General features: G+C 49.0%; 23 protein-coding genes and 2 tRNA genes. 12 read left to right on the plus strand and 13 right to left on the minus strand.

Going from position 1 to position 21,681, the window contains the following annotated elements; genetic code table 11:
• The first annotated feature begins 84 nt into the window (after window positions 1-84).
• Window positions 85-822: a hypothetical protein gene (locus LG200_RS02045; RefSeq protein ID WP_226755935.1), complete on the plus strand. Its 738-nt coding sequence runs from the start codon at window positions 85-87 to the stop codon at window positions 820-822.
• Here the strand turns inward: LG200_RS02045 and LG200_RS02050 are convergent.
• Complete coding sequence (locus LG200_RS02050) at window positions 811-1,377, minus strand: TetR/AcrR family transcriptional regulator (RefSeq protein ID WP_226755936.1); 567 nt, start codon at window positions 1,375-1,377, stop codon at window positions 811-813. The genes LG200_RS02045 and LG200_RS02050 overlap by 12 nt on opposite strands.
• Window positions 1,378-1,793: 416 nt before the next feature.
• Window positions 1,794-2,675 carry a LysR family transcriptional regulator gene (locus LG200_RS02055; protein WP_226755937.1) on the minus strand — a complete coding sequence of 294 codons (882 nt, stop codon included), beginning with the start codon at window positions 2,673-2,675 and terminating at the stop codon, window positions 1,794-1,796.
• A gap of 158 nt (window positions 2,676-2,833) precedes the next feature.
• Between LG200_RS02055 and LG200_RS02060 the strand changes: the two genes are divergently transcribed.
• On the plus strand, window positions 2,834-3,490 hold the full coding sequence (locus tag LG200_RS02060; protein WP_226755938.1) for an SDR family NAD(P)-dependent oxidoreductase: 657 nt from the start codon (window positions 2,834-2,836) through the stop codon (window positions 3,488-3,490).
• A gap of 297 nt (window positions 3,491-3,787) precedes the next feature.
• On the plus strand, window positions 3,788-4,231 hold the full coding sequence (locus tag LG200_RS14185; protein WP_226757278.1) for a DUF932 domain-containing protein: 444 nt from the start codon (window positions 3,788-3,790) through the stop codon (window positions 4,229-4,231).
• Here LG200_RS14185 and LG200_RS02070 read toward each other — a convergent pair.
• A tRNA-Met gene (locus tag LG200_RS02070) sits at window positions 4,188-4,264 on the minus strand. The genes LG200_RS14185 and LG200_RS02070 overlap by 44 nt on opposite strands.
• A gap of 419 nt (window positions 4,265-4,683) precedes the next feature.
• Here LG200_RS02070 and LG200_RS02075 point away from each other — a divergent pair.
• Entirely contained in the window at window positions 4,684-6,189 is a 1,506-nt protein-coding gene (locus LG200_RS02075; protein ID WP_226755939.1) for an iron-containing redox enzyme family protein, read from the plus strand.
• An 86-nt stretch (window positions 6,190-6,275) separates the two neighbouring features.
• Here the strand turns inward: LG200_RS02075 and LG200_RS02080 are convergent, their stop codons facing one another.
• Both LG200_RS02080 and LG200_RS02085 read right to left on the minus strand, forming a co-directional pair.
• Window positions 6,276-6,521, minus strand: a complete 246-nt coding sequence (locus LG200_RS02080) for a KGG domain-containing protein (RefSeq protein ID WP_226755940.1) — start codon at window positions 6,519-6,521, stop codon at window positions 6,276-6,278.
• Window positions 6,522-6,768: 247 nt separating this feature from the next.
• Window positions 6,769-7,311: a DUF4142 domain-containing protein gene (locus LG200_RS02085; protein WP_226755941.1), complete on the minus strand. Its 543-nt coding sequence runs from the start codon at window positions 7,309-7,311 to the stop codon at window positions 6,769-6,771.
• A 267-nt stretch (window positions 7,312-7,578) separates the two neighbouring features.
• Here LG200_RS02085 and LG200_RS02090 point away from each other — a divergent pair, with 267 nt between their 5' ends.
• Together LG200_RS02090 and LG200_RS02095 are read left to right on the plus strand one after the other, a co-directional pair.
• Window positions 7,579-7,995 (plus strand): DUF421 domain-containing protein, encoded by a 417-nt coding sequence (locus tag LG200_RS02090; protein ID WP_226755942.1) that lies wholly within the window; start codon window positions 7,579-7,581, stop codon window positions 7,993-7,995.
• A 52-nt stretch (window positions 7,996-8,047) separates the two neighbouring features.
• The gene (locus LG200_RS02095; RefSeq protein ID WP_226755943.1) at window positions 8,048-8,242 is read left to right on the plus strand and encodes a hypothetical protein; all 195 of its coding nucleotides are present in this window, start codon (window positions 8,048-8,050) and stop codon (window positions 8,240-8,242) included.
• A gap of 118 nt (window positions 8,243-8,360) precedes the next feature.
• Here the strand turns inward: LG200_RS02095 and ychF are convergent, their stop codons facing one another.
• The 8 genes from ychF to LG200_RS02135 form a co-directional block, all read right to left on the minus strand.
• Window positions 8,361-9,446 carry a redox-regulated ATPase YchF gene (ychF, locus tag LG200_RS02100; RefSeq protein ID WP_226755944.1) on the minus strand — a complete coding sequence of 362 codons (1,086 nt, stop codon included), beginning with the start codon at window positions 9,444-9,446 and terminating at the stop codon, window positions 8,361-8,363.
• Window positions 9,447-9,474: 28 nt separating this feature from the next.
• On the minus strand, window positions 9,475-10,059 hold the full coding sequence (pth, locus tag LG200_RS02105; protein WP_226755945.1) for an aminoacyl-tRNA hydrolase: 585 nt from the start codon (window positions 10,057-10,059) through the stop codon (window positions 9,475-9,477).
• A gap of 74 nt (window positions 10,060-10,133) precedes the next feature.
• Window positions 10,134-10,754 carry a 50S ribosomal protein L25/general stress protein Ctc gene (locus LG200_RS02110; RefSeq protein WP_226755946.1) on the minus strand — a complete coding sequence of 207 codons (621 nt, stop codon included), beginning with the start codon at window positions 10,752-10,754 and terminating at the stop codon, window positions 10,134-10,136.
• A gap of 95 nt (window positions 10,755-10,849) precedes the next feature.
• Window positions 10,850-11,785, minus strand: a complete 936-nt coding sequence (locus tag LG200_RS02115; RefSeq protein ID WP_226757279.1) for a ribose-phosphate pyrophosphokinase — start codon at window positions 11,783-11,785, stop codon at window positions 10,850-10,852.
• A gap of 90 nt (window positions 11,786-11,875) precedes the next feature.
• Window positions 11,876-11,952, minus strand: a tRNA-Gln gene (locus tag LG200_RS02120).
• A 14-nt stretch (window positions 11,953-11,966) separates the two neighbouring features.
• The gene (gene ispE / locus LG200_RS02125) at window positions 11,967-12,836 is read right to left on the minus strand and encodes a 4-(cytidine 5'-diphospho)-2-C-methyl-D-erythritol kinase (RefSeq protein ID WP_226755947.1); all 870 of its coding nucleotides are present in this window, start codon (window positions 12,834-12,836) and stop codon (window positions 11,967-11,969) included.
• Between the two features lie 26 nt (window positions 12,837-12,862).
• The gene (gene lolB / locus LG200_RS02130; protein ID WP_226755948.1) at window positions 12,863-13,474 is read right to left on the minus strand and encodes a lipoprotein insertase outer membrane protein LolB; all 612 of its coding nucleotides are present in this window, start codon (window positions 13,472-13,474) and stop codon (window positions 12,863-12,865) included.
• 1 nt (window position 13,475) lies between these two features.
• Window positions 13,476-15,116, minus strand: coding sequence for a tetratricopeptide repeat protein (locus LG200_RS02135; RefSeq protein ID WP_226755949.1), 1,641 nt, complete (start codon window positions 15,114-15,116; stop codon window positions 13,476-13,478).
• A gap of 354 nt (window positions 15,117-15,470) precedes the next feature.
• Here LG200_RS02135 and LG200_RS02140 point away from each other — a divergent pair, with 354 nt between their 5' ends.
• The 6 genes from LG200_RS02140 (at window position 15,471) to LG200_RS02165 (ending at window position 21,679) form a co-directional block, all read left to right on the plus strand.
• Window positions 15,471-16,406, plus strand: coding sequence for an ABC transporter ATP-binding protein (locus LG200_RS02140; protein ID WP_226755950.1), 936 nt, complete (start codon window positions 15,471-15,473; stop codon window positions 16,404-16,406).
• Between the two features lie 33 nt (window positions 16,407-16,439).
• Window positions 16,440-17,186, plus strand: coding sequence for an ABC transporter permease (locus LG200_RS02145; protein WP_226755951.1), 747 nt, complete (start codon window positions 16,440-16,442; stop codon window positions 17,184-17,186).
• A 12-nt stretch (window positions 17,187-17,198) separates the two neighbouring features.
• Window positions 17,199-18,572: a GldG family protein gene (locus tag LG200_RS02150; protein WP_226755952.1), complete on the plus strand. Its 1,374-nt coding sequence runs from the start codon at window positions 17,199-17,201 to the stop codon at window positions 18,570-18,572.
• On the plus strand, window positions 18,569-19,450 hold the full coding sequence (locus LG200_RS02155; RefSeq protein WP_226755953.1) for a DUF4340 domain-containing protein: 882 nt from the start codon (window positions 18,569-18,571) through the stop codon (window positions 19,448-19,450). Before LG200_RS02150 ends, LG200_RS02155 begins: the two co-directional genes overlap by 4 nt.
• Before the next feature lie 24 nt (window positions 19,451-19,474).
• Window positions 19,475-20,290, plus strand: coding sequence for a bifunctional DNA-formamidopyrimidine glycosylase/DNA-(apurinic or apyrimidinic site) lyase (gene mutM / locus LG200_RS02160; protein ID WP_226755954.1), 816 nt, complete (start codon window positions 19,475-19,477; stop codon window positions 20,288-20,290).
• Between the two features lie 351 nt (window positions 20,291-20,641).
• Window positions 20,642-21,679, plus strand: a complete 1,038-nt coding sequence (locus tag LG200_RS02165) for an AAA family ATPase (protein ID WP_226755955.1) — start codon at window positions 20,642-20,644, stop codon at window positions 21,677-21,679.
• Window positions 21,680-21,681 lie beyond the last annotated feature (2 nt).

Below are 21,681 nucleotides of genomic sequence, written 5' to 3' on the forward strand. Positions count from 1 at the left end.
AAATAAGTTGATCATGCTTTTAGTATACTGCTCAGTATATGCTTGAGATTGATTGCCGCAGGGTGATACTGAAATCTCTTAATCATGATTCAAAGGATTATTGGAGAACCTGTGGTTGAAAGCTTTTTTACTAAGAAAAACTTAGTTGATGCTATGCACAAAGCGGGTAAGGTGCCTAGAAATAGAATCATTGGACTTGTTAAGGCATTGTCAATGGAGAGTATTGAGTACATTGATGCAACAGATCTTGAAATTTTACGTGGATTAATTACTTCTGAAATTTCCAAAATTGGGGCAAAGCACCCAGACGTGGTTGCAGAGCAGGTCGCAATGGTAATTATTGGGACGTTGCGAATGCAAGTTCGCAACGAAGGCAACGTTTCTTGGGATATTGCGAATAATGCAATTGATGCCTTATTGGCTGGTTCCCGCAGGCCAACATTCAAAAAATATTATTTGGCGGTTATTGCAGCGGCTGTAGGCTTGGTGAGCTATCAATTCTTTTTACTTCCGGAAATAGCAACGAAAGGCATTGAGATTGATAAATTAGCTATTTCTCCAATTGATCCTAGTATTCCCAGCCCATATGTGCCAAGCCATTTTTACTCAATGCGAGAAAATATGGAGAAAATGAAATGCCAGTTTCCACAAGCAATGATGCTGCCTGAGGATCAGCGATCAGCATTTTTGACATTTATTCAAAGTGGTGAAATTGCCTTAAATGAACTCACCCAATTACAGTTGGCGCTAGCCAAGGTTCATTGTACTTATCCAGCATTAACAATGCCTCCAGCAGGCCTTGGCAAAAAGTCATACGAGTGATGCTCGGATGAGAAGAGAAGCTGCTTGCTTTGCGCGACCTGTAGCCCCATTGCCTGGACTCAACCTTTCGACCAGAGAGGCACCTTCAAACAGCATTATAATTTGCTGACTTAAAGACTCAGCTTCAACTACGCCAGCTTCGTTAGCTAAACTTACAAGGTAAGACTGCAGTTCTTTGGCAAGGCGAACAGAATACTTGTGAACGGGATGATTGGGGTCAGGAAATTCTACTGAGGCCAAATGAAAAGGCAAGCCTTTGGATTTGGCATTCAATATATGCTCTTCCAGCAACTCGCAAAGCTGAATCAATTTTTCTGCAGGGTCACTCGGTTTCTCTTTTAGGCAAAATTTCAACCATTCAAGAAAGTTGTCTGCATTACTGCGTAAGAAAGCAATGATAAGTAGATCTTTGCTTGGGAAGTGCTTGTACAGAGTTGCTTTTGCTACTCCTGCCTCAGCAATGATTGTATCTACTCCAGAGGCATTGATGCCACGAGATTCAAATAGATTGCTAGCTACCTTCAAAATCTTGGAGCGCATGTTTTCAAGTGTCATAGCCCCTCCTTGCGTAAGACAATAAGGTATAAATGGTACAGAATCCGCATCAAAGATAAATAATCAGTCGTATTAATGTTAATGGTATTTTAATTGCTTACCGGTCTTTTGGGTAATAAAAATAGGATGTTAGAAGAGAGGAGGCAAGGTGAAGAATTGTTTTTAAACTGAACTTGTTTCGATTCTTCCGAGTTCGACATGGTTTTGAGGAATGCTTCCTTATAGTTATTACCATAATCCTTCCATTTGCCATACATCGATATCAGCTTAAATTGAATATAGCTGGAGCACCCAAGACTTTTTCAAATCTTTTGATGATGGATATTCGGCTACCTTAGCAACTTTTCCTGTGAGGGTATCAGCGTGTACGTTAAGGGAGGCTAGGAGGAGTAGGGTAGTGGCAAATAGTATCAATTTCATTTGACTCTACCTACCAGGTACTCAATGAAGGATGCCAATTTCGGAGTGGCTTGCCTTTCTTTGGGGTAAACGGCACTAACAGGCCTTGACGGGGGAGTGAAAGGCTTAAGTACCTCAATTAAGCGGCCATTGCTGATGTCATCCTCCATTAGGATTTTGGGCATCATGATGATGCCAATCCCCTTTAAAGCCGCTTCACGCAGGGCTTGTCCATTGTTTGAGTCGAACCGAGAATAGTTGTTGCTGTGGCCTGTAATTGATTTTTCTACTACCTTCCAACCACTATGACTACGCCAGTTGGTAAACCCCAAGCACTGATGGTCTTTCAAGTCTTCTGGTTTTACAGGAGTACCATGAATGGTCAAGTATGACGGTGAAGCGCAGATGGATAACTCAAAGGTGGAAAGTTTGCGGGCGATATATGAAGAGTCCGATAAATCGCCAATGCGTATTGCCACATCAAAACCCTCATCAATAATGTCAACAAACCTATCGGATAGCGATAGCTCGATACTGACATCAGGGAATTCTGCAAGATAGTCACAAACAATTGGTGTGAGGGTAATTGAGCCGTACCAAATAGAGGCTGTCACCCTAAGAAGTCCTTTAGGTTTGCCGCTGCGTATCGCAGCTCCCGCTTCAGCTGCCTCAACTTGCTTGAGAATCTCCTTACAGCTTTCGTAATATTCTTTGCCTACCTCAGTAACCTGCAACCTTCTTGTCGTTCGCTTGATGAGGGTGGCATCCAGTCGCTTCTCGATTTGATTGATATGCTTGGTCACCATTGCAGGGGATATCCGGAATGCATTGGCTGCAGCCGTGAAACTCCCAAGTTCCACCACAGAGGCATACACCTGCATGCTTATGAATCGATCCATTCTATACTTTCAGTAAACAATATTTTTAACATTATGTTGTTTATCATTATTTTTGTAACTAGCACAATGACACACGCTGTATAAGTTGTTATCCAAGCCTTCCAAGGGAAAGTTAATGGATGGCGATTATGCGAATTAAAATTTCATAAGGAAATCACATGAAAACATTTCTTGGTATTGGCTCTGGCGCAGGTATCGGCATCGCAACTGCTGAACGTTTTGCAAAAGAAGGCTTCCGTGTCATTTTGGCTAACCGTAACGCTGAAAACACTCAAACCTTGATTCAACAATTGACTAGCAAAGGCTTTCAAGCAGAGGCAAGGACTGTTGATGCCACTGATCCAGCCCAGGTAGCCTCTCTCATTGCTGATGTTGAAAGCAAATACGGCAATATTGATGTGTTGCATTACAACGCTGCAAGCCTCCGTCAGGCCACTATTGCAGGCCAATCTAAAGAAACCTTTGTAAGTGACTTGGCCGTCAATATTGGTGGTGCTTTGGCAGCGGTGCAAGCTGTAGCTACAACAATGGCAGATGCCAAGAACGGTACTATTTTGCTGACAGGTGGAGGCTTTGCGCTCTACCCAAGCCCTGATTACTTGTCCTTAAGCATTGGTAAGGCAGGTATAAGAGCATTGGCACTTGGGCTTTTTGAATCTTTCAAAGAGCAGAGCATTCATGTGGCGACCATCACAATCACAACGTTCGTGAACCCCGGCTCCAAAGAGACATCAGACATTGCAGATCAATTTTGGCAATTACATGCCCAATTACCAGGTCAGTGGACAGCTGAAACCACCTACCCTGCAAACTAAGCTAGGCCCTCTCAATATCTCACCACTATCTAGGTATAAGAACTTAGTAACCATTACCTAGGAAATAAACCATGTGTATGGCCTTTGCATATGTGATGCGAACCATCTTGCTCGCATTGATGGGAGCTCTGGCTAAAATCATCACCGACTACTTTGATCAATACGATAAGCAACACCAAGACCATCAGTAATTTGAATCACTGAGTACAACAATTCATTCATTTACAGCCCCGTTACTTTCTACGTCTCGGGGTTTTTGCATTTCAGGAGCTCACAATGTCACATGTAGTCCACACTATGGCCTATGCCAACGAACTTCCCTGGCACGTCCTGGGCAATAAAGTCTCACTGGCAACCACAGCCCAGTTCACCTCAGGCAGAGTCGTATGCAACAATACCTTGCAGATCGCTCTGGATGATAGGATAGGCATGGTCAGGATTCCACATAGTAGATCGTTTGACCCTAAGGAGGTAAAGGAAGTGTTGAGTCTAGGTATGACTAGCTGGGACAAGTTCAAGGTTGCAATGCAGGAGCTGGCACTTCGACCAGTGAACCGATTTGATGCCAATGCCTACTTCGTTAAGAGTCCTAGGAGATCCAGGGTTGCCAGCTCAGACATATGGGGATGCAAAGACAATAAAAAACCCGCAGTTACGCGGGTTTTTAGACTTTCCTGGATTTCTCTGGAAAGGTATTTGGTGGTGATGGGGGGACTTGAACCCTCGACCCCAGGATTATGAATCCTGTGCTCTAACCAGCTGAGCTACATCACCAGAAACTGACTGATTTGACCAAGCCCGCTATTCTATTTTCTAGTGGATGTAATGTCAAAGCTGAAAGTGATTTATTACTTAATTTTTTCTTCGAGACTAAACCACAAAACGACATGGATCCATGAAGGTAGACAATGAACGCAGTTATCAATAGCGAATAATTTTTCTCGCGTGATTTATTTAAGTAAGTGTTTATTAAAGATTTTTATAAATATTTTCTGCTAAAAATTCGTGCTCGCCTGTTACAGGCAGCTGTTATGCCAGTAGTATCTATGTATTCCAGATCCCGGCAGTTTGGGTGACTCAGTCGTGTCGTTTTTTCCTACGAAATATTGGGAATCTGTCTGATATTTTCTTCTATATCTGAAGCAGAGAATGATTGCCTATATATGCATTCAAATCAATGCGGGGGGTGGATCATGGAAGAAATTGCATCAAGTAAGTCCTTCGGATTCGGATCTGTTCCTAAGTTATTGCTTTTGACAGAGCGCCCTGCGGTGGTCCATCGGCGCAGTGCCTATCCCTTATCATCCAAGAGAGAGCCAGAAGTAGCGGTTTCTCGCCAGCTTTATCATGCACTAACTCAGCCGGTTATAAGCGCCCAAGCACATATCAAGGCTCACCAATATCTTGCCAATTGCCTGCAGCAAGCGGAATCTATGCCTGGAAAGCTGCCAGCCTCGATTCCAGCAATACAAACATGGCTGGAGCAGCAGGGCAAGCAGACGGTTCAAGGATATCGTAAATATTTGCAGATGCGCCACGAAGGCGGCAAGCGCCGATACTTTACAAGTAAAGCGCACGCGTTACATTTCTTGCAGGCAATGGCTCCCAGAAGGATGGTGGAAGGCGCATGCTTTTATGGTTTTCTGAAACGGTGGCGTGATCCCCAGTTTGCCCCCCTTTGCAAATCTTATTTGAAGACTGTGGGGAATGGAGATACAAGTTGTAATCATGTCGCGCTTTATGAGCAATTGCTTGTGTCGAATGAATGTGGAAACTCCAATTGGCGTGGCCTGCAAAATAAGTATTTCGTGCATGGAGCCATTAGTTTGGCTCTTGGGCATCATGCGGATCGATATCTTCCGGAAATCATAGGCTTTAGCCTAGGAGGCGAGCTACTGTCACTGGATATGCTGGTTGTAGCATATGAATTGAACGAACTGGAGATAAAACCGCCTTATTTTACCTTGAATGCCACGGAGGGCGATGCCGGCTTGGTGTGTGCACTCACCATGCTTCAATCCTTGCTGAAGGAAGCTGTCTCAGAACAGGAAAAAACAGCGTTGCTTGAGCGTGTCCAGAAAGGGTACAAGCTGAGTCAGATGGGATTAAAAGTTTCCCAGATAGTGGCAAATTTTGATTTGCAGGAAGAGTTGCTATTTGTCATGCAGTCACGGGTGGATTGCCTGGAGCAGGCCTATAAGGCTGAGTGTTATGAATGCGGGAGGAGTGAGAAATTGCTGCCAGCTCCCTCAGTTGCCATATTGGTGATGCAGTTATGTAGCGATGGATGGGCTACAGCGTCCAGTGTTGAGCAAACCCGTATCTGGCTCACTTTGGCTCAAGAGAGGAAGTTGCCCGAAGGCTATGAGCTAGAAATATTGAGAGAGTGGCTAGCTCACGATACAAATGATAGAAAGCGCCTGATCCATCTGGAAAGAAATTGTCCTGGACGGACAGCTGGTATTGCTGGGCTTGATGCGCATGCTTTTGTCGGACAAGAGGTGCATATGCTGGAGCAAGTAAGTGAAAACAGCAGCCAGAATGAAATTATGGATTGTTTGATCAATTTGATGTCGCCCCTGATGCATCACCGTCAAGAGGGATTGAAGGCCACCCGTATCTATAAAGCGGTACTGGAGAAAGGCAGTGAGCTATATGCCGAGCATCATGCATTTTTAATGATGAGAGGCGTGCTGTGAAGCGCTGCAAGTTGACCTGATTTTTTGTTGGAAATAAAGCCAGGATATCCTGGCTTTATTTTTATTGCGAAACTACTCGTCGCAGGCTAGCGTTTCCCGCTCTTCAGGCCGGCCAGCCGCGCCTCTTGCGAACTAAATACATGGGCGGTTCCTTTTGCATGGGCGGCCTGCCCGCCTTTCTTGCCCGCAATCCTGGCTGTTGTAGAATCAAACTCGTGAGCGGTTCCTTTTGCGTGGGCGGCCTTGCCCCCCATGCTGGCAATTTTGCGCTGCTTCTCGGCACTCATTGCCGCGAACCCGCGCGGTGATGAAGAATGTGTTTGTACCATCATGCTCCTCCGTTATGAAGTTTAAGAAAAAGTTACCCTGGCGATTACTAACTCATTTCTCCATCGCCGAGGAAAGTGTCTTAATTATTCAAGAGCTGGGGCTGCGGTTTTATAAGCCTGTGTCTTATAAGGATGTAAGACAATATGACAACAAACTTTAATTGAATTGCTCAAGACATTTCAGGTTTTGAATATCCTGAACGAGATAGGAAACGATAGTTTCACCTTCTGCATGCGGACCCTAGATAGTTTATTCCTGCGCAACAAAGTCTTCTCGCAGCACTCTGGCTTCTTGAAGGTGGCTTTCAAGTGCAGGAAGATATTGCAAGGCGAAGGATTTGAGCTCTGGATCTTCTGCGCGCGATGCCGTTTTACTAAATAATTTGACAGCATCCTGTTGCGCGCTGACGCCTATGGTTTTTGCATAAGACCGGTCAAAATCTGCCCCATCCTTGGAGGATAGAAAACCGTACCGGGCTTTCTGGACGAGTGACGGTTCATCAGGCAACTTGGTTTGCTTTCTCTGGGCTAGTTGTTTAAGTTGTTCAGTGATTTCATGCCGCTCCTTGATCAAATCGCGTGCAAACTCTTTCACTTTGCCATTGCTGGATTTGACGATGGCTAACTCACTTGCCTCCATCTGTAATATTCCAAGGCGGGCAATATCTTGCATATAGCCTTTATCCTTGGATGAAAGTTTTTCAGCCGCAACGAGATCAGACAACAGCATCGGCATGATCACTAAAAGAAGGGCTAGCAGATTAAGACATTTACCGGCAGTAGATTGGGACATAAACCCCTCCAGGCGGAAAAAAAAGTGGTGTTTCATACTGCCTGCTGATGCTGACTCATGGAATCAGAGTCTGCTGATTTTCTTGTAGGAGACAAGAGGACGAGCCAATCTTATCGGATGCTTTCCTACAGCGAGTGGCGAAAATGGCCTACATGCTACGACAAATTGGGTGCTTAAAATGATTAGATATCGTGGTATGGATGACAGGTTATGGAGCTTTTCAGCTTTAGCGTATCACCTTGGGAAATCGTGCTACGCGGCTCCCTTATGTTTTGGTTTCTGTTTGTCATTTTCCGTTTTGTTCTACGGCGAGATGTAGGCGATCTTGGCATAGGGGATTTCCTGTTTGTGGTGATTGTGGCGGATGCGTCACAAAACGCGATGAGTGCTGATGCCAAAACCATTGCAGACGGTGTATTACTGGTGTCGACCTTGTTGGTCTGGAATCTGCTTTTTGACTATTTGAGTTATCGCATTCCTGTCATCAGGCGGTTTACTGAAGCTTCCACCATGATGCTGGTGAAAGGTGGAAAAATTCAGTGGCATAACGTTCGGCGAGAGTGGATTACCAAGGAGGAGCTCATGGCCAAGCTGCGGGAAGAAGGCGTGAGCGATTTGGCCGATGTGAAGGAGATGCGGTTGGAGTCCGATGGGCAGATCAGCGTCATCCGAATCAGCTCATGAATTATTGATGATACTGGAAAAATTTCACGCCAATCATGTGTACAAGGACTTAATGATGACTTTTTCATCCGATGGCAACGTCATGGACCTTAATCAATTCAAGTTACGTTTGCAGCAAAGCGGTCTTGACCCGTTGAGTGATGATGAGGAAAAGGTTGTGGCGGATTTTCTGCAGCATGCGTGGAGTACAGGTGAGGTCATGGATGAAATCCGCAAGCGCCGTGATCTCCAGGCAAGTCCGGAGTAAGGCGCTCCTTTCAATCTGGCAGGGCATTCCGGTACTCGCCGATTGAGAGGTATCCTTGGTGCTTCCGGCCAGTCAACCCCCGGTTTACCGGGGGTTGAGTTAAATCGAAAATGTAGCTTTATACATTAAATCTGAAGTGCATTACGTCACCATCCTGCACGATGTATTCCTTGCCTTCCAGGCGCATTTTCCCGGCCTCCTGAGCGCCTTTTTCGCCTTTATGCCTGACATATTCGTCATAAGCAATCACTTCGGCCCGGATGAAGCCTCGCTCAAAATCAGTATGGATCACCCCGGCAGCTTGTGGTGCTGTTGAGCCTTTGCGTACAGTCCACGCGCGTACTTCCTTCACGCCGGCAGTGAAGTAGGTTTGCAGGCCCAACAGATCATAGGCGGCACGGATGACGCGATCCAGGCCAGGCTCTTCCAGGCCAAGTTCAGAGAGGAACATGGCCTTGTCTTCATCTTCCAGGTCGGCGATCTCGCTTTCGATCTTGGCGCAGATGGAGACCACGGGCGCACCTTCTTTTTTGCCCAGCTCAACTACCTTGTCAAGGAGGGGGTTATTTTCAAAACCGCTTTCGTCAACGTTGGCAAGATACATCACCGGCTTGACCGTGATCAGGCACAAGGGCTTGATCAGTTTGAGTTGGTCTTCATCCAATCCCAGAGTACGTACAGGGTGGCCTTGGTCCAGGTGCTTTTGTACTTTTTCCAGGACACTGCAGAGGGCGATCGCTTCTTTATCGCCTGATTTGGCTTTTTTCTGTTCGCGCTGGAAGGTTTTCTCAACCGTTTCCATATCGGCCAAGGCAAGTTCGGTGTTGATGGTTTCTATATCAGCCAGCGGATCTACCTTGCCTGCAACGTGAACAATATTGCCATCGTCAAAGCAGCGCACAACGTGGGCAATTGCATCGGTTTCACGGATATTCGCCAGGAATTTATTACCCAGGCCTTCGCCTTTGGAAGCGCCTGCAACCAGGCCGGCGATGTCCACGAACTCGACGATGGCAGGCTGGATTTTCTGCGGATTGACGATGTCAATGAGTGGTTGCAAACGCGGGTCAGGCACTTCAACGATACCAACGTTCGGTTCTATGGTGCAGAACGGGTAATTGGCGGCTTCGATGCCTGCGCGGGTAATTGCGTTGAAGAGGGTGGATTTTCCTACATTAGGTAGGCCAACAATGCCGCATTTCATAATGATTTGCCTGTTCCGGAGTTAAGGATTAATTCTGTTTTGGTTTGGTGTGCAGTTTGAGCATGGCTTCTTCAAACTTCCCATCCAGCAGCAATGGCAATACACGGGTGCCGTCATCCATGGCACATTCGATCTGCTGCATTTCTTCACGCAATGGGGGTTTCAGCACGTAATGCACAACAGCATTGCGATCTCCAGGATGGCCTATACCGAGGCGAAGACGCCAGAAATCATTTGTACCCAGACATGCTGCAATGTCTTTGAGGCCATTATGTCCACCGTGTCCACCGCCTTTTTTAAGACGTACTGTACCAGGGGCCAGATCCAATTCATCATGGATCACCATGATCGCTTCAGCAGGAATCTTGTAAAAACGGGCAAGCGCAGCCACGGAGCGACCGCTCGCATTCATGAACGTGGTTGGCTTTAATAGCCATGCTTCCTGGCCATGATTGAGTCGGCCACTATGGCCGAAAAACTTGGTTTCCAGGCTGGTCTTGCTGGAAGTCTCTGCGCATACCTGGTCTATCCACCAGAAGCCAGCATTGTGGCGGGTGTCTTCATATTGGTCACCAGGGTTACCCAGGCCTACAAAAAGCTTGATACCGGTCATAAATATGCTGATCTTTAAATGAATACGCGCGTTCCGGTTGCCCGGAACGCGCGTTTAAGCATCAAGCAGCGAGATTATTCTGCTGCTTCGTCACCTTCAACAGCAGTGTCATCAGCAGCTGCACCGCCGCGAGGCTTGGCGATCGACGCAACTGCAGCATCATTTTCATGCGCCAATTGTACGAACTCAACACCCTTGGGCAGCTTGATTTCAGACAGGTGGATAGAGTGGCCCGCTTCCAGGTTTGCCAGGTCAACTTCGATGAATTCCGGCAAATCCTTAGGCAGGCAGCTAACATCGGCTTCTGTCAGGATGTGAGCCACAATGCCGCCACCCAGCTTCACGCCCGGAGCGATTTCAGCGTTGATGAAGTGCAAAGGCACCTTTACGTGAATCTTCTCGGATGCGCTAACACGCTGGAAGTCAATGTGCTGGATGGTGTTGCGGACTGGATGCAGTTGATAGTCACGCAGCAGCACTTGTTCTTTCTTGCCGCCGATATCCAGTGTCAGGATAGAGGCATGGAAAGCCTCGTGACGGAACTCAAGGAACAGTTCCTTGTGGTTGAACTCGAGGCTGACCGCTTCTTTTTCACCACCGTATACTACGCCTGGAACATTGCCAGCGCGACGGAGACGGCGGCTCGCACCCGTACCTTTGCCTTCGCGCGTGCTTGCTTTAATTACAATAGCCATTTTACTACTCCTAAAAAGAGCCCTAGAGCTCTGGGTTGCCTGTTATCCGCGACCAGATAACAGAATAAGGTCAATGCATTCGCATTGACCGAAACTTATTCTGCAAACATCGAGCTTACAGAGTCTTCATTGCTGATGCGGCGTATGGTTTCCGCAAACAGTTGTGCAGTGCTCAGCAATCTGATCTTGGAGGATGAGAGTGCATTGGAACGCAATGGGATGGTGTTGGTCACTACCAGTTCATCCAGCTCGGAATTGGTAATTCTTGATACTGCCTCACCCGAAAGCACTGGGTGGGTGCAATAGGCAATGACCTTGCGAGCGCCTTGTTGCTTGAGGGCAACGGCAGCTTCACACAAAGTATTGGCAGTGTCTACCATATCATCCATCAGCACACAGGTGCGGTCATTCACATCCCCGATGATATTCATTACCTTGGCCACATTTGGTTTTGGGCGGCGCTTGTCGATAATGGCCAGATCTACGTTCAGCTGCTTCGCTGCTGCACGTGCCCGTACAACGCCGCCAACATCGGGTGATACGACTACCAGGTTTTCATGATTTTGCTTGAGCAAGTCGTCAAGCAAGATAGGCGTTGCATAAATATTGTCGACAGGAATGTCGAAAAATCCCTGAATCTGGTCCGAGTGCAAGTCCATGGTCAGCAGGCGGTTAACTCCAACGCTGGTAAGCATGTTGGCGATCACCTTGGCAGTGATCGCTACACGTGCAGAGCGTGGCCGCCTATCCTGGCGGGCGTAGCCGAAATATGGAATTGCTGCTGTAATGCGGCCCGCAGAGGACCGACGTAACGCATCAACCATCACCATGACTTCCATGAGATTGTCATTGGTTGGCATACAGGTGGATTGCAGGATGAACACGTCCTTGCCGCGGACATTGTCCAGCAACTCGACCATCACCTCGCCATCACTGAAGCGATCGACTGTCGCGCGCCCCAGCTCTATGCCCAAGTGGTTTACTACTTCTTCGGCAAGCGTACGGTTCGCATTGCCGGTAAATACCATCATGTCGCCGCGGGCCACAGTGGAATCCTTTTGTTAATAAATCGCGTACAAAAAACAAAAGCGTGTAATTTTTTAAGTTACACGCTTTTATTCTGGCTGGGGAAGAAGGATTCGAACCTTCGCATGCCGGAATCAAAATCCGGTGCCTTAACCAGCTTGGCGACTCCCCAATTGATCGGTTTCCTCAGGTTGCAAAGCTGTGCAGCGGATGCTGGTGTAAACCTTTTGCATAGAATCCTGAAATCTCACATCCTGCAATTTCTTGCAGCTCACGACGTTCAGTGACTCTTGCCAACACAGCTTCTGCTTCTTCCTGGCTCTGCATCTCTACGAACACTGAAGCGCCAGAACCACTCATGCGAGCCTGCGAAAATTGCGTTAGCCATTCCAGGCAGCTTGCAACAGCGGGATATTGCTGACAAACCACAGTTTCGAGATCGTTGTGAACCAAGTCCCTCAGAAAGGCCGCTATTGTCGTGGGATTCGTGTTCCTTGTCAATTCCCTCGATGCAAAAATTTCTGCAGTCGAAATGTGCACTTGTGGAGTCAATACCAGGTAATGTGCGGAAGGTAATTGAATTGACTGCAATTTTTCGCCTATACCTTCCACCCAGGCGTTTTCACCAAAAATAAAAAAAGGTACGTCTGCTCCCAACTGCAGGCCAAGTGAGATGAGCTCTGTACGGCTGAGATCAAGCTGCCACAGGCGATTGAGTGCCAACAGCACGGTGGCGGCATCTGAACTTCCCCCGCCCAGGCCGCCTCCCATAGGAGTGCGTTTTGTGACAAAAATATCAGTGCCCCACTTGCTGTTCGTATGTTGCTTTAGCAGTTTTGCAGCACGCATGCAGAGATCTTGCTCTTCAGGCACGCCCTGTATGGCCAAGCTGCGCTGGATAAGGCCGTCCTTACGTGGCCTGATATGGACGGTATCGCCAAACTCGAGCAGGCGGAAAACGCTTTGCAACAGGTGATATCCGTCGCTGCGCCGGCCGATAATATGCAAAAACAAGTTGATTTTCGCGGGTGCCGGAAATAGCTGAAAGTCTTGCATTGGTGAAAGTGAATGGTCTTTAGGGTTTATTGATTCAAGGATTGCCATTGCTGCACAATCAGCTTGAGGGTCAGCTGCGCGCTGCGCAGTGTAATTTTGCTAGGGAGCTGGTAGCCGTCTGCAAGGACATATTGCCCATATTCGATATCCCAGCCGTCTTGCTTGAGCGTGAGCAGGCGTCCTTGCTCGTCCCACGTGGAGGATTCAATGGCAGTATGGCTTGGTTTCCCCAGTGCCCAGTCAGAAAGCCCGGTCATGGGCAGGCGCCAGCCGAGATTCTGTTCTGTCAGCGTTTCAGCATCCTGGGCCTGATAGGCCTTGTTATCGCTGGTCTTGAGGCTGACACCATCAGGGGAGCGGCTAATTGTGGCAACCTGGCTGCCCAGCGGCGAGAACAGGGCAATATCGTCGTTGCTTGCAGCATGTCGCCATTGGGTAGACCCCGAAAATCCCTTGGCTGCCGTTTGCACGCCAATGCGACCCTGAAGTTTGAATGACTTGATGCGTGCGACCGTTTCTAGATGTTGCTGGTGCAGCTCTGGTGTGCTGGGAGGTAAGGACGGGCCGCTGGGCATGCTGGCACAGCCAGCCAGCAATAATAGGGCAAGGCTGGCCAGCCAGCGAAATGGGTATTGCATGCTAGCGCTTGAATTTCCTGTTGGTGCTTAGCAATACTTCGTTTTCAGGAAATTCTGCCAAGGCAGCTTCCCAGGTTTGCACGGCTTCATCGCGCTTGCCTTGCTTCCATAAGACTTCGCCAAGGTGGGCAGCAATTTCCGGGTCGCTTTGCTGTGAATATGCGCGGCGCAGGTAGTCCAATGCCGTATCGAGCTTGCCAAGGCGATAGTAGACCCAGCCCATGCTGTCGAGAATATAGTGGTCATCCGGGCTTAATGCATGGGCTTTTTCTATCAGTGTTTTCGCTTCCTCCAGCTTGATGTTGCGATCAGCCAGTGAGTAGCCGAGGGCATTGTAGGCTTGTGAGAATTCAGGCTGCAGTTTGATCAGTTTGCGTAGTTCCCTTTCCATGACATCCAGTTTCTGTACGCGTTCGGCGGCCATGGCATAGTCATAGATCAACTCTGGGCTGTTCGGCAACGTATTAATGGCGTTCTCAAGCCGGGTGAATGCCTCTTGGTGGCGCTTTGCCTGCGTCAATACATTTGCCTGGGCGTGCACTACTGCAGCGCGCTGGACATCTGTCAGGCCCTTGAGGTTTTCCAGTGAGTTGATGGCGGCGTCTATGCCTTGCTTGCGGGCAATGACATTGGCTACTCCCAGTTGGGCATCTACATACCGCACTTCACCGGGGGATACTTTGCTATACCAGCCGACGGCCTCATCGTCATTGCGTTTTTTCTCGGCGATCTGCCCCAGATAGATATAGGCCTGGTCTTTATCCTTGAAATCTTTCGCCAACGCCTGGGTCAGGTATTTCTCAGCTTCATCCAGCTCTCCTGACTGTAGTGAAAGCAGGCCTACAACGACCAGGATCTCCGGATTGCCATTGGAGGCCTGTATCAACTTGATGAACTCATCCTTGGCTTCGTCAAATTTCTTTTGGCCAGCCAGGATGCGGGCCATGGCCAGACGGACTTCATTGGCTTCGGGATATTTGCTTAGGTATTGGCGATAGAAGGTGACTGCCTGGTCAGGGGATTGCCCAAGCAGGACCTGGCCTTGCATCAGGGCTGCCATTTCCCAGCCTGGACGCATCTGGTTGGCGGTATTGAGTTCGTTCAGCGCCAGCTGGATATCGCCTGCATTCCATGCGGCATGTGCAATTGAAAAGTGGGCTTCCGGAAGCTCGGGATAACTTTTGGCCAAATCCTGAACCAGCGTGAGCACTGCAGCCTTGTTGGGTTGCCGGGAAAGCAGGCTGTTCAGGAACATGAAGCCGCTGGGGCGAGCTTCTTCATTTGCCAATAGTTTCTGCAGGTGAGGTTTTGCCTCGGATAATTTTCCGGTGTTGATCAACATCTGAGTCAATGCCTGATGGGCTTCTGTTGACTCGGGATCCAGCTGCGACCAGAGATTGGCGGCTTCAATCGCTGTCCTGCCGTCATTGCCGATCACGGCGGTTTTGGCTGCGCGTTCGGCCAGTCGGGAATCCTTGCTGCCTTTTGCCAGATCCAGAAATACGGCACTTGCCAAGTCATATTGGCCACGTTGGCCGGCGATTTCCCCGATCAGGTATTTGTAGACAAATTCCCCTGTTAACGCAGGCTCATCAGGATTACTGGCCGTGGTCTGGGTAGCGGCAAAGGTTGCATGGTTCATGCCTAGTGTCATTACCGCGGAGGCGACGGTTATTTTAATAATTTTGCTGATAGGCATTTTATAAGAGGTCTCATTGCTAGATTGATGATGTCAAATATGAGGATTTGCTGTCCCGGTTTCAATGGCATAGAGGAAACCTTTGCAGGATTTTGCATCTCTATGCTTAGTCCGTGACACTAGCTGCAAGTTCATCCATAATGAAGTTCGACTATAGCCGTTTTAATTATGATTTTTCAATAGTGACAACATCAATATATTCCCGGCGACCACCTTGGATTAAAATACTTCGCGCTTGACAGTTGTCAGGCGTTTTTTTAACTTAGCACCCCTTAAACCGGATATCCCATAGAATTTATGACGACTATTACCGTAGAGGCATCAGATTTAACCCGCAAATATGGCGGTCGTGCAGCAGTCAGCAATGTGAGCTTTTCGCTGAACAAGGGAGAGGTCCTGGGTTTTCTCGGCCCGAATGGGGCTGGTAAGTCGACCACAATGAAGATGTTGACTGGCAATCTTGCGCCCAGCAACGGCTCGGTGAAAATTTGCGGTATCGACATGATCGAAAAACCCAAGGATGCCAAGGCGCTGATCGGATATCTCCCAGAGCAGCCGCCCCTCTATCGCGAACTGACGGTAGATGAGTTTCTGACGATTGCCGCACGTTTGCACCGGGTCAGCCGTGGCCATATCAAAAAAGCGGTGGATATCGCCAAGCAGCGCTGCGGTCTCACTGAAATGGGCAAGCGCCTGATCGAGAATCTTTCCAAAGGCTACCAGCAACGCGTCGGGATTGCACAGGCGATCATTCATAACCCCATGGTGGTGATTCTGGATGAGCCAACGGTTGGCCTTGATCCGATTCAGATTCGTGACATCCGTGCCCTGATCAAGGAGCTGGGGGGGGAGCATAGCGTCATTCTTTCCACCCACATCCTGCCTGAGGTCGAGATGGTCTGTGATCGGGTGCAGATCATACACAAGGGTTCCCTTGTGTTTAACGGTTCTATCGATGTGCTTAAGGAACAGCGTCACGGCAACCGGTTATTGCTGGGCTTGCATCATCCACCTGCCACTGAGTCACTGCTTGCCATCCCCGGTGTTGAAAGTGTGGATGCTGTTGAAGGCGGGTTCCTGCGCGTACACCACACACCTGGCCATGTGCCTGCTGAAGCGCTGGTGCAAGCAGCTGTCAGCCAGGGATGGGGTTTGTTCCAGATCAATCCTGATCAGACCAGCCTTGAAGAAGTTTTCGTTCAATTAACATTCCAGGAACCAGCTGCTGCCTGATAGGTGCAGTTTTCCCAAGAGGGTGCTTCATTCATGATCATCAATATTGCCAGAAAAGAACTGAAGGGGCTGTTTTCCTCGCCCATGGGCTGGGTAATCCTGGCTTTGCTGCAGTTTGTGTTCGCTACATTTTTCCTGATGGGTATAGACCAATACTTCCTGACCATGTCCGGTGCCATGCGCCCAGACCAGCGGATAGGCGTAACCGAATTTGTCGGCAGCAATGTATTTGGCATCGCCTCCTTCATCATGCTGTTTGCAGTGCCCTTGCTCTCCATGCGGCTCATCAGTGAAGAGCGTCGCCAGCAAACCCTGCCATTTTTGTTCAGTGCGCCGTTGTCACTGACGGAGATAGTCCTGGGCAAGTTTTTTGGTTTAGTGACATTTCTCACGATTACCATCCTGTTGATCGGTTCCATGATGTTCTCACTTAACCTGTGGGCTGATATTGATACGGGGTTTGTGCTTTCCAATATTGCAGGTTTGTGGCTGCTGGTCGCTAGTTTCTGTGCGCTGGGCATTTATGTTTCCAGCACCACCCAGCAACCCGTAGTGGCGGCAATCATTACCTTTGTTGCATTGTTCGCCTTGCTGCTGCTGGACCACTTCCTGGCAGGAGATCCCAGCAATACGGTGGCCTACCTTTCCTTGATGAAGCACTTCGAGCCTTTTTCGCGCGGTCTGGTTGATACGCGAGACATTGCTTATTTCGTGTTGTTTATCGTGACTTTCCTGACCCTGACTATCCGTAGACTGGATGCTGATCGCTTGCGTGGCTGATCGAGAGACTTTATGAAAACCAATCGCAAACTACGCTTTCAATTGTTCGTGCAGAACAGCTTTTTTGTTGTACTGTTTCTGGTGTTTATCTTCCTGATCGGCTTTCTGTCGCATGAGTACCATGCCAGCCGGGACGTTACCCAGGGTAGCCGCAATACGCTGACTGAAGGCAGCGTTAACGTATTGAAGCAAATGAATGGGCCGATCACGATCACGGCCTATGTGACCAAGGATGAGTCTTACCGCAAGTTCATCCATAAGTTTGTCGAGCGTTACCAACGTGTGAAGCCTGATATCAAGCTGGAGTTCGTCAATCCGGCAGAAGAGCCGAAGGCGACGCAGGATGCTGGTGTGCGCTCGGAAATCGAACTGGTGGTCGAGTTCAACAAGCGCACAGAACATATCGTGCCGCCACAGGCCTTCATTGAACAGGAAATGACCAACCTGATGGTAAGGCTGTCGCGTACCAACCAGAATGCCATCATGTTCCTGGATGGGCATGGGGAGCGTAGCCTAATAGGTGTCAAGAACCATGATATCGGAGATTTCGGCAAGCACTTGGAAAAGAAGGGTTTCAAGCTTGCCAATCCTGACCTGTTGATTGCCCAGGCCGTTCCACATAATGGTGCCATGTTGGTTATCGCCAGCCCGCAGGTTGACGTGACTGAAATTGAAGTCAAAAAGATCAAGGATTACCTCGATGCTGGCGGCAACCTGTTCTGGTTGATTGATGACGAGAAAAACCTGCATGGCTTGCAACCGGTTGCCGAGTACCTGGGCCTGGAATTGACCCCGGGGATGGTGGTGGATTTGTCAGCCAAGCAATATGGTGCGGATGCCAAGATCGCCTTTGCCAACCAGTATGGCGTGCACGCCATCACCAAGAACTTCATGTTGCGTACCTTGTTCCCGGAAGCGCGCATGCTTACTGCTGCAGGGACCTATGATAATGGCTGGCAGGTTTCCAATATTGTTGAAGTTGCACCTAATGGCTGGCTTGAAACCGGTGAAATCAATGACAAGGTCAGTTTCGACAACAAGAAGGACATTCCCGGTCCTATCAATATTGCGGTAGCCATGGAGCGTAAATACGGCGAAAAGGGCCAGCGCGTGGTAGTGGTGGGTAATGGCAACTTCTTGTCCAATACCTTCCTGGGCAATGGTGGCAATCTCGACCTTGGCCTCAATATGGTCAACTGGCTTGCCGGTGATGACCGTTTGATCACGATCCAGCCCAAGCCACTGAAGGACGTCAACGTGATCATTCCTTCAGAAGGATGGTCCAATCTGTTGGCTCAGTCAGTGTTCCTCGGTTTCAGCCGAATCTTGCCGGTGGTGCTGGTCATTATTGGTGTGGTGATCTGGTGGAGGCGTCGCAAGGCATGAGAGCACGTTGGCTGGTTAACTTTGCACTGCTGCTGGTGATTGCCGGGATTGTTGCATTCCTCTATCTCAGGCCGCAGCAAAAGGAAGAATCCGTACAGCAATATCCGGTGTCTGCGCTCAAGCTTGCTGATTTCAGCAGGCTGAGTATAGAGTTTCCTGCCAAGGCACCCGTGGTGTTTGATAAGGTGGATGGGTTCTGGTACCTGTCCCAGCCTTACAAGGCTCGCGCAGACCAGATGACGGTACAACGTATTGTCTCCATTGTGGCTGCCAACAGTCCGGATCAATTTCCTGCCAATGACCTTGCGCGCTTTGGCCTGGATAATCCGCGTCTCAAGATCAAGCTTGATAATGAAGAGTTTTTGTTCGGTATCTATAATCCTGTCAGTTCCGAGCAGTATGTGGCTTACAAGGATGCAGTCTATCTGGTGCCGCCTATCTATTCTGAGACTGCTGCCACGCAGGTTGTCGAGCTACTGGACAAAAGCCCGCTGAGGCCCGGGGAAAAAGTCGCGGGTTTCGATTTCTCCAGGCTGGAGCAATGGGAAGAAGTGCGTTTGCAGGTGGACCTGGCTGATGATGGCAAATGGAAGGTGTCCCTGGAAAATGCCAAGCCGGACCAGAATGCCATGAACGAATGGTATGAAAGTTATTGGAGTAAGATCCGTGCTACCGCGGTGGAGCCGTATACACCGGATCGCAAGGCCACTTATCCTTCATTCTCGGTCAAGCTCAAGGGTGGCAAGAGTGTGCATTTTGACAAGTTGCAGGAAGCGCCGGAGATGATTATAGGGCGTCCTGATGAGGGAATGCGTTATCATTTCCCATCCGATATCGGCTTTACCTTGCTGAACCCACCTATAGGTCTTGCCAACTAAGGCCAGACACTCAAGCCAGTATTAATGCCAGAGCTACCAGAAGTTGAAGTGACCCGCCGCGGCTTGGTGCCGCTTCTGGGACAGGTTGTCGCACAGGTCATTGTGCGACAACCTTCAATGCGCTGGCCCATTCCCGATCATCTCCAGCAAACCCTGGTAGATAAGAAGCTGCTTGAACTCAGTCGTCGCGGCAAATATATTATTGCCCGGTTTGAAAGTGGCGCGCTGATACTCCATCTCGGCATGTCTGGCAGGCTCTGCTTGCTACAGTGTGATATCCAGCCAGAAAAGCATGATCATTTTGATATCCATTTCACGGATGGCCGTGTGATGCGTCTACGGGATCCCCGACGTTTTGGGGCTGTGCTCTGGGCGGGGCTGGATCCAGCCACCCATGCGCTCTTGAGTGTACTCGGGCCGGAACCGCTTGATGACGTCTTTACTGGTACCTGGCTATATAGCCAGATCCGCACCCGCAGTTCCTGTATCAAGAACGTGATCATGGATAGCCATCTGGTGGTGGGGGTGGGTAATATCTATGCAAGCGAGTCATTGTTCCGTGCTCGCATTCATCCCGAGAAGGCAGCCAACCAGCTGGGACTGCCCGAATGCGAAAGACTGGTTGCAGAGATCAAGGCTACTTTGCACGACGCCTTGCAGGCTGGTGGGAGCAGTTTGCGCGACTTTTTTGGTGCGGACGGCAATCCTGGTTATTTCCAGCAAGAGTATTTTGTTTATGGCCGTACTGGCCAGCCTTGCAAGATTTGCGGGACTCCTATACTCAGCATCAGGTTGGGACAACGCTCCACTTTCTACTGTCCGCATTGCCAGAAAAGGTAATCTGATTTAACGAGCTCTGACTGGATGATCTTCATGCTTGTCTGCTAGAGCAGGTTATGATTCTGAACAGTGATCTCTTAATCGTATGCCATATCTACTACATGGTATTTGCTGTAAATAGCCATTGGTTGATGATGAATTCCAACTTCAATCCTGGCTATATCCTTCATCATTTTCTGCCTGATTACTCTGTATTGACCATCTGTTATGGCTGGGAGAATTTCCCAACAATGCCCGGATTTCGGGAATTTTTCTAAATTGTATTGCGAAAAAATAATATCGCAGCCATACTACATTAATATACAGATCTGTATATTTTATCCTACCGTTTATTCAAGATTAGGAAGTGACATGGCAAGTGCAGCTATCGATACCCAGTTGGCAGATTGGAGAACCCGTGCCCTGAAACTGGAAAATGAGGTTCAGGGCGTGATCGTGGGCCAGGACGCCGCCATACGACTGATCAATATTGCAATTTTCGCAAGAGGCCATGTGATGCTCGAGGGCGGGGTCGGGGTAGGCAAGACCACGCTGTTGCAATCCGTGGCTCGTGGCATAGGCGGCGCTTATGAGCGTATTGAGGGTACGGTGGACCTGATGCCTAACGACTTGGTCTATCACACTTTTCTTGGCCCCGAAGGTCGCCCGCAGATTGACGAAGGCCCTTTGTTACGCGCTGGCGAAAAACTTTCCGTATTCTTCTTCAATGAAATCAACCGCGCCCGTCCTCAGGTACATGCACTGATGCTGCGTGTGATGGCGGAACGCCATCTACATGCATTCAAGAAAGAATATCGTTTGCCGCACATGGTGGTATTTGCTGACCGCAACCAAGTGGAGAAGAATGAAACCTTTGAAATTCCATCGGCTGCGCGTGACCGCTTCATGATGGAAATTGCGATTGATATCCCGGACGACCGCGAGCTGCGCAAGTCCCTGGTATTCGATACCAAGTTCCAGCATGCAGAGAAGCTCACGCAAAAAGTGGAGTCAGGCCTGCTGGCATTTGACCAGTTGAATGACTTTTCCGATGTGGTGCAAAACCATGTGCAGTCATCTCCTGCGCTGGAAGAATATGTCATGGACTTATGGTCTGCGACACAAAAACCTGAAAGTTTTGGCATAGCGCTTGACGGGGTGGATATGCACCGTTTGATTCAGGCTGGTGCCAGCCCGCGTGGCATGGGCATGCTGTTGAAGGCTGCACGTGTACATGCATGGCTCATGAATCGTGACTACCTGTACCCTGAGGATATCCATGCCGTGTTCCATGAGGTAATTGCGCACAGAATGGTGTTCAACTCCATGTATGAAAGCCGTCGTACATTGCTATCGCGGCAATTGACGGCAAAGATCCTGGAAACTGTGGCAGTGCCAGCCAAGTCCTGAGA

It is taken from the genome of Methylobacillus caricis (genome assembly GCF_020532705.1).
GTDB classification, from domain to species: Bacteria; Pseudomonadota; Gammaproteobacteria; order Burkholderiales; family Methylophilaceae; genus Methylobacillus; species Methylobacillus caricis.

Bases quoted from the DNA above. Each gene is read 5' to 3' on its own strand.
- LG200_RS02045 (WP_226755935.1), top strand. From the start codon at position 85: ATGATTCAAAGGATTATTGGAGAACCTGTGGTTGAAAGCTTTTTTACT.
- LG200_RS02050 (WP_226755936.1), bottom strand. From the start codon at position 1,377: ATGACACTTGAAAACATGCGCTCCAAGATTTTGAAGGTAGCTAGCAAT.
- LG200_RS02055 (WP_226755937.1), bottom strand. From the start codon at position 2,675: ATGGATCGATTCATAAGCATGCAGGTGTATGCCTCTGTGGTGGAACTT.
- LG200_RS02060 (WP_226755938.1), top strand. From the start codon at position 2,834: ATGAAAACATTTCTTGGTATTGGCTCTGGCGCAGGTATCGGCATCGCA.
- LG200_RS14185 (WP_226757278.1), top strand. From the start codon at position 3,788: ATGGCCTATGCCAACGAACTTCCCTGGCACGTCCTGGGCAATAAAGTC.
- LG200_RS02075 (WP_226755939.1), top strand. From the start codon at position 4,684: ATGGAAGAAATTGCATCAAGTAAGTCCTTCGGATTCGGATCTGTTCCT.
- LG200_RS02080 (WP_226755940.1), bottom strand. From the start codon at position 6,521: ATGATGGTACAAACACATTCTTCATCACCGCGCGGGTTCGCGGCAATG.
- LG200_RS02085 (WP_226755941.1), bottom strand. From the start codon at position 7,311: ATGTCCCAATCTACTGCCGGTAAATGTCTTAATCTGCTAGCCCTTCTT.
- LG200_RS02090 (WP_226755942.1), top strand. From the start codon at position 7,579: ATGTTTTGGTTTCTGTTTGTCATTTTCCGTTTTGTTCTACGGCGAGAT.
- LG200_RS02095 (WP_226755943.1), top strand. From the start codon at position 8,048: ATGATGACTTTTTCATCCGATGGCAACGTCATGGACCTTAATCAATTC.
- ychF (WP_226755944.1), bottom strand. From the start codon at position 9,446: ATGAAATGCGGCATTGTTGGCCTACCTAATGTAGGAAAATCCACCCTC.
- pth (WP_226755945.1), bottom strand. From the start codon at position 10,059: ATGACCGGTATCAAGCTTTTTGTAGGCCTGGGTAACCCTGGTGACCAA.
- LG200_RS02110 (WP_226755946.1), bottom strand. From the start codon at position 10,754: ATGGCTATTGTAATTAAAGCAAGCACGCGCGAAGGCAAAGGTACGGGT.
- LG200_RS02115 (WP_226757279.1), bottom strand. From the start codon at position 11,785: ATGATGGTATTTACCGGCAATGCGAACCGTACGCTTGCCGAAGAAGTA.
- ispE (WP_226755947.1), bottom strand. From the start codon at position 12,836: ATGCAAGACTTTCAGCTATTTCCGGCACCCGCGAAAATCAACTTGTTT.
- lolB (WP_226755948.1), bottom strand. From the start codon at position 13,474: ATGCAATACCCATTTCGCTGGCTGGCCAGCCTTGCCCTATTATTGCTG.
- LG200_RS02135 (WP_226755949.1), bottom strand. From the start codon at position 15,116: ATGAACCATGCAACCTTTGCCGCTACCCAGACCACGGCCAGTAATCCT.
- LG200_RS02140 (WP_226755950.1), top strand. From the start codon at position 15,471: ATGACGACTATTACCGTAGAGGCATCAGATTTAACCCGCAAATATGGC.
- LG200_RS02145 (WP_226755951.1), top strand. From the start codon at position 16,440: ATGATCATCAATATTGCCAGAAAAGAACTGAAGGGGCTGTTTTCCTCG.
- LG200_RS02150 (WP_226755952.1), top strand. From the start codon at position 17,199: ATGAAAACCAATCGCAAACTACGCTTTCAATTGTTCGTGCAGAACAGC.
- LG200_RS02155 (WP_226755953.1), top strand. From the start codon at position 18,569: ATGAGAGCACGTTGGCTGGTTAACTTTGCACTGCTGCTGGTGATTGCC.
- mutM (WP_226755954.1), top strand. From the start codon at position 19,475: ATGCCAGAGCTACCAGAAGTTGAAGTGACCCGCCGCGGCTTGGTGCCG.
- LG200_RS02165 (WP_226755955.1), top strand. From the start codon at position 20,642: ATGGCAAGTGCAGCTATCGATACCCAGTTGGCAGATTGGAGAACCCGT.